Origin of the sequence: Flavobacterium sp., assembly GCF_043780635.1 — a bacterium.
Classification (GTDB): domain Bacteria; phylum Bacteroidota; class Bacteroidia; order Flavobacteriales; family Flavobacteriaceae; genus Flavobacterium.
Map to the genome: position 1 here is coordinate 1 of NZ_JAYWCK010000036.1, position 13,031 is coordinate 13,031.

Genomic DNA, 13,031 nt, shown 5'->3' on the forward strand with positions numbered 1-13,031 from the left:
ATTGGAGTCACTTTGGCATATTTAATGGCAGAAAGTGAATCGGCAATAATAGAAATACCTGCAGCACCATAAGCAATATCAATTTTTGGATTGCTATCAATTAAAGACATTTGAGCTCTTTCATAATAATATTTATCGTGCATATAATGAATGATGTACATTGATTTTGCATAGACACGAGCTACTTCTGCCAATGTTTTCTTGAAAGATTTCATTACAGTTTCATAATCTAGTACTTCATCATCCATTTCTGAAATGTGGTCCACTACTTGAATTCCTTCAACTTCTTCTCTTCCACCATTCAAGGACATTAAAAGTGCTTTTGGCAAATTGGCACGAGCTCCAAAGTGTTGAATCGATTTTCCAATTTCTTGATAAGAAACACAACAAGCAATTCCATAATCATCTGAACCACGATTGTCTCTCATCAAGTCATCGTTTTCATATTGTAGTGACGAAGTGTCTATTGAGACTTGAGTACAAAAATCTTTGAAACCTTTTGGCAATTTATCAGACCAAAGAATCGTTAAGTTCGGTTCTGGTGAGGCCCCTAAATTATAAAGTGTTTGCAAAAAACGAAAAGATGTTTTGGTCACCTTAGTTCTTCCATCGTTCAATTGACCTCCAATAGCTTCAGTAACCCAAGTTGGATCTCCACCAAAAATCGCATCATAAGCTCCCGGACGTAAGTGACGTACCAATCTCAATTTCATTACAAATTGATCTATATATTCTTGTGCTTGCTCTTCGTCAATAATTCCTGCTTCAATATCGTTTTGTATATAAATATCTAAAAATGAAGATACATTACCCAGTGACATTGCTGCACCGTCTTGTTCCTTAACCGCACTTAAATAAGCCAAATAAGTAAACTGAACGGCTTCATGAGCGCTTATTGCTGGTTTTGAAATGTCAATTCCATAAGAAAGTGCCATTTTTTTCATATCCTGCAAAGCTTTGATTTGCTCAGAAATCTCTTCACGTAAACGAACTTTTGCATCGTTCATTTCGCCAGCAGTCTTTGATTTATCCAATTTTTTTTCAGCAATCAAACGATCTATTCCGTAAAGAGCAACTCTTCTATAATCTCCTATTATTCTACCTCTTGCATAATTATCAGGCAATCCTGTTAATACATGTTTAGATCTGTATATTTTAATTTCATCATCATAAGCATCAAAAACAGCTTGATTATGATTTTTTGCGTATTTAAAAATATCTACAACTCTATCTGAAACTTTTAAACCTCTTTCGGCAACAGCAGATTGAACTAATTTAATACCACCATAAGGTTTCATTGCTCTTTTTAAAAGCAAATCCGTTTGGAGTCCTACAATAGTTTCGTATTCTTTTTGAATATATCCAGGTCCAAATGACGTGATATTGGAAATTACTTCTGTATCAATTGCCAGGCAGCCGTTATTAATTCTCTCATTTAATAGTGCTTCTTTACAAGCTTCCCATAATTTAATTGTTTTTTTTGATGGTCCAACAAGAAAGTTGGCATCTCCTTCATAGGATTTGATGTTTTGCAAGATGAAATCGTGCACATTAATACTGTTTTTCCAAATCCCCGCATTTAATTCTAATCTTTCTACTAAATTTTTCATTTTCTTATGTCTTAGTTTCTCTTTACTAATTATCGTTTTTCTATATCTAAATTTACGAAATATGTAAATAGGTTATGAATTTTACATTTTTTTTAGCAATAATTCAATACTTGACTTAAATATTAAAGAATGCTAAAAAAATTTCGTGAGATTAATTAAATATGTGAATTTTTTATACGTTTTTAAAGACAAAATCAAAAAATAACGATAACGGTATAGTTTTTTTATTTTTTTAAAAATGATTAATTTTCTTCTGAAAAAGAGTAAATCAGAAATATTTTTAATCAAAAAATTGAATAAAAGAGGGCTAAATTTTTATTGAAGTTAATCAAATAGCATTCAAAAAAAGGTCTTTTAGTTTGAAGTAGTAACAATAAAAAATCCCCTTTCAAGGCAAAAAACTTGGAAAGGGGATTTGAATTTCATTAACAATCAAAATAGAAAAAAACAATTTAAAAAGTTGCCTTAGAAATTGTAATCATTTAATCATTTTGTGTAAACTGTATTTTCTTGTTCAGAAACTCTAATAAAAGTAGTTCTTTTGGTCAATTCTTTTAATCTGGAAGCACCAACATAAGTACACGCGCTTCGTAAACCGCCAAGAATATCTTTCAAAGTAACTTCAACATCACCTCTAAAGGGCACTTGCACTGTTTTACCTTCACTTGCTCTGTATTCTGCAACGCCACCCACATGTTTTTCCATGGCCGTGGTCGAACTCATACCGTAAAATTGTTTGAATTTTTCTCCATTGATTTCTATTAGTTCACCTCCGCTTTCGGTATGACCTGCGAGCATTCCGCCTAGCATTACAAAATCGGCACCAGCTCCAAAAGCCTTAGCAACATCTCCGGGAGTTAAACAACCTCCATCACTGATGATTTGTCCTCCAAGACCGTGCGCAGCATCGGCACATTCAATAATTGCAGAAAGTTGAGGATAACCCACTCCAGTTTTTACTCTGGTAGTACAAACTGAGCCTGGTCCAATTCCTACTTTTATAATATCGGCTCCAGCCAATAATAATTCTTCGACCATTTCGCCTGTAACCACATTCCCGGCAATTATCACTTTATCAGGATATTGTTTGCGGGTTTGCTGTACAAAATTTACAAAATGCTCTGAATATCCATTTGCCACATCAATACAGATAAATTGTAATAACGGATTGGCTTCGAAAATTTCAGCTAATTTTTTGGAATCATTTTTTCCGGTACCAGTACTAATGGCAATATAATTGTAGGTTTCAGGAGAAATTTCATGTAAAAAATTATTCCATTCCTTTACAGAATAATGTTTGTGAATTGCAGTAAAAAGTTTTTCTGCAGCCAAAGCTTTTGCCATCGAAAATGTTCCCACAGTATCCATATTGGCAGCCATAATTGGCACACCTGACCAAGAAGTGGTGCTATGTAAAAATTTGAAATCTCTTTCTAAAGTGACATGAGAACGGCTCTTTAATGTAGATCTTTTAGGTCTAATCATAACATCCTTGAACCCTAATTTCATTTCTGTTTCTATTCTCATTTCTTAGTAATTTTAATTGTATAAATATCATCCCAAAATTACAAAATAAAGCGGTACAACACTGTATTTCGACAATCTATAAAACACGAAATCACTAATTAACACAAATAGAATATGTGAAAATTAGTGACCCGAGCAAAGCGAAAAGACGAAGTAAATCTGTTTTTGAAATTTATTTTCTTTTTAGAAAACGAATATGGCTCTTTCGCTCATCATTTCGTTCACTTCATTGGCTACTTCTTCGATAACATCTTCGTTAGTATGATCAGTTAAAACTTTATCAATCAAAGCAACGATAGTTTCCATATCTTCTTCAACAAGACCACGAGTGGTGATTGCAGCAGTTCCAACACGAATTCCAGAAGTTACAAATGGTGATTTATCATCAAAAGGAACCATATTTTTATTTACAGTTATTTCCGCTCTAACCAAAGCATTTTCTGCGTCTTTTCCTGATATATTTTTGTTTCTCAAATCAATCAACATCATATGGTTGTCTGTTCCGCCAGAAATAATATCATAACCTCTTTTTACAAAAGCATCAGCCATTGCGTTAGCATTTTTTTGCAATTGCAAAGCATATCTAAAAAACTCATCTGTCAAAGCTTCACCGAAAGCAACTGCTTTGGCAGCAATAATATGCATTAAAGGACCACCTTGATTTCCAGGAAAAACGGCTAAATCTAATAAAGATGACATCATTCTGATTTCTCCTTTTGGAGTAGTCAAACCAAATGGATTTGGAAAATCTTTACCCATCAAAATCAAACCACCTCTTGGGCCGCGCAACGTTTTATGAGTTGTAGTTGTCACAATATGGCAATGTGGTAAAGGATCATTCATCAAACCTTTGGCAATAAGCCCGGCAGGATGAGAAATATCGGCTAATAAAATAGCTCCAACACTATCAGCAATTACTCTGAAACGTTCAAAATCCATATCACGAGAATAAGCCGAAGCTCCTGCGATGATTAATTTTGGTTGTTCTTTTAAAGCAATTTCTTGAATTTTATCATAATCTAAACGTCCAGTTTCTTTGTCTACACCATAAAAGGAAGGAGTGTATAAACGACCTGAAAAATTCACTGGAGAACCGTGAGTTAAATGCCCTCCGTGAGACAAATCAAAACCTAATATTTTATCTCCTGGTTTAATACAAGCATGATAAACCGCAGTATTTGCCTGAGAACCTGAGTGAGGCTGTACATTTGCATATTCAGCACCAAATAATTCCTTAGCTCTGTCAATAGCGATTTGTTCGATAATATCAACTACCTCGCAACCTCCATAATATCTTTTGCCAGGATATCCTTCGGCATATTTATTAGTTAAAACAGAACCAGCTGCTTCCATTACTTCATCACTTACAAAATTCTCAGAAGCTATAAGTTCTAATCCATGAATTTGTCTGTCTTGTTCCTCTAAAATAAGGTCAAAAATTTGTTTGTCGCGTTGCATTTCTTTGATTTTAGTTAATTTGGTGCAAAAATACAAAAAAACGTTTGGTAAATACTTAGATTATAATATATTTGATGAGTAATTCTTAACAAAATAATTAACAATAGTATGTCAATATCAGCTAATAATACCAAAAGAAAATCTTGGATAGAAGTTCCTGAAAACAGTGATTTCCCTATCCAAAATATCCCGTTTGGAGTTTTTATTACTAAAGATGACGTGATAACTATAGGAACTCGAATTGGAGATAGCGCTATAGATATGGGAGCACTGCAACAATTAAATTATTTTGAAGGCATTGAGTTGACCGATGATATGTTTATGCAGGACACCCTAAATGATTTTATTTCGGATGGAAAAAAAACGTGGAGATTGGTTCGAAATCGCTTGGCAGAATTATTTGATGAAACAAATCCAAAACTTAGAGACAATAAAGAGCACAGAGATCTTGTAATCTTTAATGTAAAATATATTGAAATGCAATTGCCTGTTTTAATTGGCGATTATACTGATTTCTTTTCCAATAAAGAGCACGCTGTCAATGTTGGGAAAATCTATCGCGATCCAGAAAATTTGTTATCTCCAAATTGGCTTCACATTCCGGTAGGGTATCACGGTCGAAGTTCTTCAATTATTCCATCGGGAATTCCGGTACACAGACCAATGGGGCAATCTCTGCCAAATGGCGAAAAAACACCGGTTTTTGGCCCTTCCAGATTAGTGGACTTCGAGTTAGAAACTGCTTTTATAACCACTGATGTTAATGTAATGGGCGAAAATATTCCAATAAATGAAGCTGAAGATTATATTTTCGGTATGGTTATTTTAAATGATTGGAGTTCCCGAGATATTCAAAAATGGGAATACGAACCACTAGGTCCCTTTTTATCAAAAAACTTTGCCACATCAATTTCTCCTTGGATTATCACAATGGACGCCTTGGAACCATTCAGAACTAAAGGTCCAAAACAAGATCCTGCACCTCTTCCCTATTTGCAACAAAAAGGCAAACATAATTTTGATATTAATTTAGAAGTTGTCATTCAACCGGAAAAATCCGAAGCGACAATTGTTACCAGAACTAACTTTAAAAATATGTATTGGTCTATGAGCCAACAATTAACACATCACACTTCAAACGGATGCCGGGTAAATTCAGGCGATATGATGGGTTCAGGCACGGTTTCAGGGACAACACCAGATACTTTTGGTTCTATGGTCGAATTGACTTTAGGAGGAAAAATTCCAATCAAACTAAACGATGGAACAGAACGTAAATTTATAAATGACGGCGATACAGTAATAATGAAAGGTTATTGCAAAAACAATGGCACTAGAATAGGCTTCGGAGAAGTTTCGACTAAATTACTTCCTCCATATGTGAGGAAATAAAAATTCAACATTTGATTTTAAATTTGTTACAAAATAAAAAAACCACTGTTTTTTTAATAAAATAAGTGTAAATTTGCGTCGATGAATAAACCAAGTTTACATATAACTTCATTATCACGGATAAACAGACCTACGACTTCTCCCGAAGTACGGATGCTATCACTATAGTTTCCATAAGTGTTTCTTTATTTTTATTCATTTCTCATTTTTCTTATTTTGAAATTACATCATTTATCCTTTGGATTATATCCTGAAAATAGCACTATTTTCTGCGCATCAACTTATGCTGTAATTTGTAATAAAATGAACAATTACAATATTTTAACACCCCAAAATACAACATTTTTAAATTTTAAATTTAACTCTTGAAATGAAAATATCAATTGTAATAACAAGCCAAGAACATTATAAATATTCGCAAGAAATATGCGAAACCATAGAAACTTCCGCCCAATTGAGAGGAACTGGAATTGCTAAAAGAACACCTGTTTACATCCAAAAAAAGATGGAGCAACAGGACGCAGTAATCGCATTGGATAATGGGAAATTTGCAGGTTTTTGCTATATCGAAAGTTGGCAACACGGCAAGTTCGTAGCGCATTCAGGTTTAATAGTTCATCCCGATTATAGAAACTTGGGCTTGGCCAAAAAAATTAAATCATTCGTTTTTGATTATTCCCTGAAGAAATATCCTGATGCCAAAGTATTTGGAATCACGACAGGACTGGCAGTAATGAAAATCAATTCTGATTTAGGATACAAACCAGTCCCTTTCTCTGAATTGACAACAGATCCAAGTTTTTGGAAAGGATGTCAAACCTGTGCCAATTATGAAATTCTAAAAAGTAAGGAAAACAAAATGTGTTTGTGTACCGGAATGCTTTATGATCCTAAAGAGAAACCGAAAGACCCACCAAAACATCCATATAATGTTCGTATTTGGAACAGATTAAAAGAAATAAAACAAACATTATTCTTAAAAAAATAACCTTCCAATTTCCATCTCTTTGAGAGAGTTGCTATGAGGAAAAAAACAAACACAATGAAAAAAGTAGTATTAGCATACAGCGGAGGATTAGACACCTCGTATTGTCTAAAATATTTGAAAAACGAAAAAGGATACGAAGTTCATACCGTATTAATAAACACTGGTGGTTTTGACGATGCTGAATTAAAAGCCATCGAAGAAAGAGCCTACGAATTGGGAAGTGCTAAGCACGTCAACCTATCAATCTTAGATAAATATTACAATAAAGCAATCAAGTATTTGATTTATGGAAATGTATTAAAAAACAATACATATCCTTTATCTGTAAGTGCGGAACGTGTTTTCCAAGCTATGGAAGCCATTAAATATGCAAAATCAGTTGGTGCAGAAGCAATTGCCCACGGAAGTACAGGCGCAGGAAATGACCAAATTCGTTTTGATTTGATCTTCCAAACCATTGCTCCCGAAATTGAAATCATCACTCCTATTCGTGATTTGAAATTATCGCGTCAAGAAGAGGTAGATTATTTAGCCAAAAATGGTGTGCATTATTCTTGGGAGAAAGCACAATATTCCATCAACAAAGGACTTTGGGGAACGAGTATTGGAGGAAAAGAAACTTTAACTGCAAAATTACCGTTACCTAGCGAAGCATATCCTTCGCAATTAACAAAAGAAGGAGAAGAAAAAGTAACTTTAGAATTCGTAAAAGGCGAATTGGTTGCCGTTAATGGTAAAAAAGACAAACCATCCAATAACATTGTAACGCTTGAAAAATTGGCAAATGCTTACGCCATTGGTAGAGATACTCACGTTGGCGATACCATAATTGGAATCAAGGGAAGAGTTGGTTTTGAAGCTGCTGCTCCTTTAATTATTATCAAAGCGCACCATTTATTAGAGAAACACACACTTGGAAAATGGCAACAATATTGGAAAGAACAACTGGGAAACTGGTACGGAATGTTGTTTCACGAAGGTCAATTTCTTGATCCTGTAATGAGAAATATTGAAACTTTCCTTGAATCAACTCAAGAAACAGTAAATGGAACCGTAACCGTTTCTTTGAAACCATACCACTTTTCATTGGACGGAATCGAATCAGATAATGATTTGATGAATACTGATTTCGGTCAATACGGCGAAATGAACAACGCTTGGACATCAGACGATGCCAAAGGATTTATCAAGATTTTAGGGAATGCACAGAACATATTTTCATCCGTAAATCATTTGGATTATGATTAATATTGGAATAATTGGCGGTTCAGGTTACACGGCTGGGGAGCTCATCAGAATATTGATGTTTCACCCCAATGCTAAAATAGATTTTGTTTACAGCACCACAAATGCTGGAAAACCCCTTTCGATAGCGCATCACGATTTGCTTGGCGATATCGAATTGAATTTTACTGACACCGTGAATCCCAATGTGAATGTTGTTTTCTTGTGTTTAGGTCACGGAAAATCGAAAGCTTTTTTAGAACAAAATCAATTTTCTGCACAAACTAAAATCATCGATTTAGGAAATGATTTCAGATTGACAAAAGACAAAGATTTTAACGGAAAATCTTTTGTTTACGGTTTACCGGAATTGAATAAATCAGAAATTAAAAACGCTCAATTCATCGCCAATCCGGGCTGTTTTGCGACAGCAATTCAACTCGCATTATTACCTTTGGCAAAGCATAATTTATTGACAACCGACGTGCATATTAACGCCACAACAGGAAGTACAGGAGCTGGAGTTACGCCTTCGGAAACGACGCACTTCAGTTGGAGATCCAATAATATGTCGCATTATAAAGCTTTCGATCATCAGCATTTGGGTGAAATAAACCAAAGTGTCAATCAGTTGCAAGCAGCATATAAAAACGAATTGATTTTTGTACCGAATAGAGGTGATTTTGCCAGAGGAATTTTCGCCACTTTATATACTAATGTAGAAGAAAGTTTGGATGATTTGGTTGCCAAATACAAGGCATTTTATGCAGACCAACCTTTCGTAACCGTTACCACCACTGATATCAATATGAAACAAGTGGTGCAAACAAACAAATGTATCATCAGTTTAATGAAAAAAGGAAACCGATTATTGATTACTTCAGTTATTGATAATTTAACAAAAGGTGCTTCCGGACAAGCGATTCAGAATATGAATTTGATGTTTGGTTTGGACGAAAGCACAGGATTGCATTTGAAACCAAGCGGGTTTTAATTTTTCTATTTTAAATGTTGAATTTTAAATTCTAAATTTAAAAATTCGCTTCATTTAAAATTTAAAATTCAATATTTAAAATAACTAATAATGAACTTATTTGACGTTTATCCATTATACCCTATTACGCCTGTAAAAGCGCTAGATTGCATCATTACAGACGATAAAGGAATTGAATATTTAGATTTATACTCTGGTCACGGAGTGATTTCTATTGGCCACACCCAACCGGATTATGTGGCTAAAGTAAAAGCACAATTGGATAATTTAAGTTTTTACTCGAATGCCATCCAGAATCCATTGCAAGTTGAATTGGCAGAGAAATTAGGAAAAGCTTCTGACTTGACTGATTTTAGCTTATTCCTTTGCAGTTCTGGTGCTGAAGCCAATGAAAATGCATTGAAACTAGCTTCATTTCACACCAATAAATCAAGAGTAATTGCTTTTGACAATTCATTTCACGGCCGAACTTCGGCAGCTGTTGCTGTTACCGACAATAAAAAAATCGTGGCACCATTAAACGCACAACAAGTCGTTACTTTCCTGCCGTTGAACCAAATTGATTTGGTCGAAGCCGAATTGAAAAAAGGAGATGTATGCGCAGTAATCATCGAGCCTATTCAAGGGGTTGGTGGTTTAGACCAAGGAACAACCGAGTTTTTTCAAGGGTTGGAGAAAGTTTGCAAAGCCAATGATGTGGTTTTAATTTTGGACGAGGTGCAATCTGGATATGGAAGAAGCGGAAAGTTTTTTGCACACCAACACCACGGAATTAACCCAGATATTGTAACCACTGCCAAAGGAATGGGGAACGGTTTCCCAATTGGGGGCGTTTTGATTTCGCCAAAATTCAAAGCGAGTTATGGTTTATTGGGAACCACTTTTGGAGGAAGCCATCTCGCTTGTGCGTCTGGAATTGCCGTTTTGGACGTGATGGAAAATCAAAAACTAATCGAAAACGCAAACAAAGTATCAGAATACTTTTTTGAAGCCATCAAAGTGATTCCTGAAATCATCAAGGTAAAAGGAAGAGGATTGATGCTTGGAGTTGAATTTGATTTTGACGTGAGCGCTTTAAGAAAGAAAATGATTATCGAAAAACATATTTTTACGGGTGGAGCCAACAATAAAAATCTGTTGAGAATTCTACCTCCATTGACGATTACAACCGCTGCAATTGATACATTTATTGTGGCTTTGCAAGAATCATTAGTTGAACTAAAATCATAAAAATGAACATAGTATTATCCATAGAAAAAAGAAATGCTGTTTTAAGCCGAATGGCGGAACTTCTGGAACAAGAAAGAGCCAACCTTAAAAGCATCAATCAACAGGATATGACCAATTATTCTGGAGATGATTTGGCTATGGAAAAACGTTTGCTTGTTGATGATTCCAAAATTGACGGAATGATTTTGTCGATGCAACAATTGGCAAGCCAAGAAGATCCTGTTGGAGTGGAAAGATTTAATTTCGATCACGAAAACGGGCTAAAAATTAGCAATAAAACCGCGGCCTTTGGAACAATAATGATTATTTACGAATCCAGACCTGACGTAACAGTTGAAGCTGGTGGAATCGCTTTTAAATCGGGAAACAAGATTTTGTTGAAAGGCGGAAAAGAATCTTTGTTGTCCAATTTGAAGATTGTTTCTCTTTGGCATCAAGCATTGGAAGAAAACAATATTTCCAAGGATTGGGTGGAATATTTGAATTACAATCGGGAGGAAACCCAAGCATTTTTGGAGAAACCAACTCAAAGAGTGGACTTAATCGTTCCTCGTGGTGGCGAACAATTGATTGCCTTTACCAAGAAACACGCTACTTGCCCAGTAATTGTCAGCGGTCGGGGAAATAATTTCGTTTATGTAAACAAGGAAGCTGATTTGCATAAAGCATTGGACATTATCATCAACGGAAAAACAACAAATATTGGAGTTTGCAATGCTTTGGATAAAGTTTTAATTGATTCTAATTTAGAAAATTGGCAAGAATTCGCAATTCATTTGGTTGCTGAATTACAGAAATATAAGGTTGAAGTTTTAGGAGACGAACAATTTTCAAAAGCAACAAATGTTCCTCAAATCGAATCGGAATTGATTTGGTACGAAGAGTTTTTAAATTATAAAATCGTCATTGGAATTGTAAATACTGATGAAGAAGCTGTTGCAAAAATCAACCAATATTCTGGCGGACATTCAGCTTCGATTATCACAGAAAACGATGCGATTGCACAACAATTTATGGAACAAGTAGATTGTGCGGCAGTTTATCAAAATGCTTCCACTCGATTTACCGATGGAGGACAATTTGGTTTGGGAGGAGAATTGGCGATAAGCACGGACAAATTACACCAACGCGGTCCAATAGGGTTGCAACATTTAGTCACTAATAAATGGTATATTTACGGTGACGGACAAATCAGATAGCAGATTGCAGAATTCAGTCTTTAGTTGTCAGTTCGAGCGCAGTCGAGAACAATTAGATTATAAATTTAATAATTAAAATCCGTTTTTTATCCGCGTTTTCGCTTTAGCGAATCCGTTTTATCAGCGTCCAAAAAGATAAAAAAATGAAAAAAAGAATATTACTAAAGCTCGGAAGCAACACGCTCACTAAAGAAACCAATCACATTTCGAGAGGAAAGATTGAAGATATTGGGATACAAATTGCCGCTTTACAAGACGAATATGAATTTATAATCGTAAGTTCTGGAGCTATTGCTGCGGCAAAACAGTTTGTAAAACTGGACAATCACGACAAGGATGTTTTCGTAAAACAAGCCTTGGCTTCTATTGGTCAGCCTCATTTGATGCGGATTTACCACGAAAACTTCAGTGATTTGGGTTTGCATACTTCGCAATGTTTACTTTCGTATTCTGATTTTGAAAAAAAACAAACCAAAGTAAATATCGTAAACACAATAAATGTCTTGGTCAAAAACAGTTATATTCCAATTATCAACGAAAATGACACAGTGGCAACGGACGAAATCCAGTTTGGTGACAACGATAAATTAGCAGCTTTAACGGCAGTTTTATTGAATGTTGACATTCTGATAATTGCCACGAATACCAACGGAATTTACACCAAAGCTTCCATCAAAGATGAATTTCCTGAAACCATTGAATTAGTAACAGATTTACAACTTTTACAAAAAGAAATTGGCGATTCGAAATCGTCTCACGGAACGGGCGGAATGCAATCTAAAATTGATTCGGCGGCTATAGCCAAAGCAGCGAACATCGAAACCTGGATTATCAATGGCCTGGAAGATAATTTTATTTTGAAGGCTTTGAAGAATGAAATTGCTTTTACTAAGATTGTTTAGATTGGGACACGGATGACACGGATTCGCTTTGCGAAAACACGGATAAAAACAGATTTTTGATATGGAATTATTACACGAAGAGTTATCAAACACAATTATTAAAACTTTTTATGAAGTTTATAATGAATTGGGGTATGGCTTTTTGGAGAAAATATATCAAAATTCTATGTATCTAGAATTGAAAAATAAAGGTTATAAAGTGGAAGCCCAAAAGGAAATTTCAGTTTATTATAAAGGAATTGAAGTTGGAGAATATTATGCTGATTTAGTAGTTGAAGATATTATTATACTTGAATTAAAATCTGCTGAATGTATTGTTAAAGATTTTGAAAATCAAATTCTAAATTATTTAAGAGGAACAGATTGTGAAGTGGGTTTGCTTCTAAACTTTGGAAAGAAACCAGAATTTAAAAGAAAAATATTTGAAAATCATAGAAAATAAATAAAGTAAAATACGCTTTTATCCGTGTCTTTGCTTGAGCAAATCAGTTTAATCTGCGTCCAATA

11 protein-coding genes are annotated in these 13,031 nt (G+C 34.8%); 8 read left to right on the forward strand and 3 right to left on the reverse strand.

Annotated elements, in window-relative coordinates:
- The 3 genes from ACH2BV_RS03245 to glyA all read right to left on the reverse strand — a co-directional run.
- Positions 1–1,610: pyruvate formate lyase family protein (locus tag ACH2BV_RS03245; RefSeq protein ID WP_395049268.1), on the reverse strand; the 1,610-nt coding region annotated here is incomplete at its 3' end.
- Positions 1,611–2,096: 486 nt separating this feature from the next.
- Positions 2,097–3,137, reverse strand: a complete 1,041-nt coding sequence (locus ACH2BV_RS03250) for a GMP reductase (RefSeq protein WP_395049270.1) — start codon at positions 3,135–3,137, stop codon at positions 2,097–2,099.
- Positions 3,138–3,320: 183 nt separating this feature from the next.
- A complete protein-coding gene (gene glyA, locus ACH2BV_RS03255; protein WP_395049271.1) occupies positions 3,321–4,595 on the reverse strand; it encodes a serine hydroxymethyltransferase in 1,275 nt (424 codons plus the stop codon).
- Between the two features lie 108 nt (positions 4,596–4,703).
- Between glyA and fahA the strand changes: the two genes are divergently transcribed.
- From fahA to ACH2BV_RS03295, 8 genes are all read left to right on the forward strand, one after another.
- Positions 4,704–5,987 (forward strand): fumarylacetoacetase, encoded by a 1,284-nt coding sequence (fahA, locus tag ACH2BV_RS03260; protein ID WP_395049272.1) that lies wholly within the window; start codon positions 4,704–4,706, stop codon positions 5,985–5,987.
- Between the two features lie 370 nt (positions 5,988–6,357).
- The gene (locus ACH2BV_RS03265; protein WP_395049274.1) at positions 6,358–6,975 is read left to right on the forward strand and encodes a GNAT family N-acetyltransferase; all 618 of its coding nucleotides are present in this window, start codon (positions 6,358–6,360) and stop codon (positions 6,973–6,975) included.
- 54 nt (positions 6,976–7,029) lie between these two features.
- Entirely contained in the window at positions 7,030–8,223 is a 1,194-nt protein-coding gene (locus ACH2BV_RS03270) for an argininosuccinate synthase (RefSeq protein WP_395049276.1), read from the forward strand.
- The gene (argC, locus tag ACH2BV_RS03275) at positions 8,216–9,193 is read left to right on the forward strand and encodes an N-acetyl-gamma-glutamyl-phosphate reductase (protein WP_395049278.1); all 978 of its coding nucleotides are present in this window, start codon (positions 8,216–8,218) and stop codon (positions 9,191–9,193) included. Before ACH2BV_RS03270 ends, argC begins: the two co-directional genes overlap by 8 nt.
- Before the next feature lie 90 nt (positions 9,194–9,283).
- On the forward strand, positions 9,284–10,423 hold the full coding sequence (locus ACH2BV_RS03280) for an aspartate aminotransferase family protein (RefSeq protein ID WP_395049280.1): 1,140 nt from the start codon (positions 9,284–9,286) through the stop codon (positions 10,421–10,423).
- Between the two features lie 2 nt (positions 10,424–10,425).
- Positions 10,426–11,622: a glutamate-5-semialdehyde dehydrogenase gene (locus ACH2BV_RS03285; protein ID WP_395049281.1), complete on the forward strand. Its 1,197-nt coding sequence runs from the start codon at positions 10,426–10,428 to the stop codon at positions 11,620–11,622.
- A 143-nt stretch (positions 11,623–11,765) separates the two neighbouring features.
- Positions 11,766–12,524, forward strand: coding sequence for a glutamate 5-kinase (proB, locus tag ACH2BV_RS03290; protein WP_395049282.1), 759 nt, complete (start codon positions 11,766–11,768; stop codon positions 12,522–12,524).
- A 61-nt stretch (positions 12,525–12,585) separates the two neighbouring features.
- Entirely contained in the window at positions 12,586–12,966 is a 381-nt protein-coding gene (locus tag ACH2BV_RS03295; protein WP_395049283.1) for a GxxExxY protein, read from the forward strand.
- Positions 12,967–13,031: the final 65 nt, after the last annotated feature.

What these genes read in the sequence shown, in the direction of transcription:
- ACH2BV_RS03250 (WP_395049270.1), bottom strand. Translation starts at nt 3,137, where the DNA reads ATGAGAATAGAAACAGAAATGAAATTAGGGTTCAAGGATGTTATGATT.
- glyA (WP_395049271.1), bottom strand. Translation starts at nt 4,595, where the DNA reads ATGCAACGCGACAAACAAATTTTTGACCTTATTTTAGAGGAACAAGAC.
- fahA (WP_395049272.1), top strand. Translation starts at nt 4,704, where the DNA reads ATGTCAATATCAGCTAATAATACCAAAAGAAAATCTTGGATAGAAGTT.
- ACH2BV_RS03265 (WP_395049274.1), top strand. Translation starts at nt 6,358, where the DNA reads ATGAAAATATCAATTGTAATAACAAGCCAAGAACATTATAAATATTCG.
- ACH2BV_RS03270 (WP_395049276.1), top strand. Translation starts at nt 7,030, where the DNA reads ATGAAAAAAGTAGTATTAGCATACAGCGGAGGATTAGACACCTCGTAT.
- argC (WP_395049278.1), top strand. Translation starts at nt 8,216, where the DNA reads ATGATTAATATTGGAATAATTGGCGGTTCAGGTTACACGGCTGGGGAG.
- ACH2BV_RS03280 (WP_395049280.1), top strand. Translation starts at nt 9,284, where the DNA reads ATGAACTTATTTGACGTTTATCCATTATACCCTATTACGCCTGTAAAA.
- ACH2BV_RS03285 (WP_395049281.1), top strand. Translation starts at nt 10,426, where the DNA reads ATGAACATAGTATTATCCATAGAAAAAAGAAATGCTGTTTTAAGCCGA.
- proB (WP_395049282.1), top strand. Translation starts at nt 11,766, where the DNA reads ATGAAAAAAAGAATATTACTAAAGCTCGGAAGCAACACGCTCACTAAA.
- ACH2BV_RS03295 (WP_395049283.1), top strand. Translation starts at nt 12,586, where the DNA reads ATGGAATTATTACACGAAGAGTTATCAAACACAATTATTAAAACTTTT.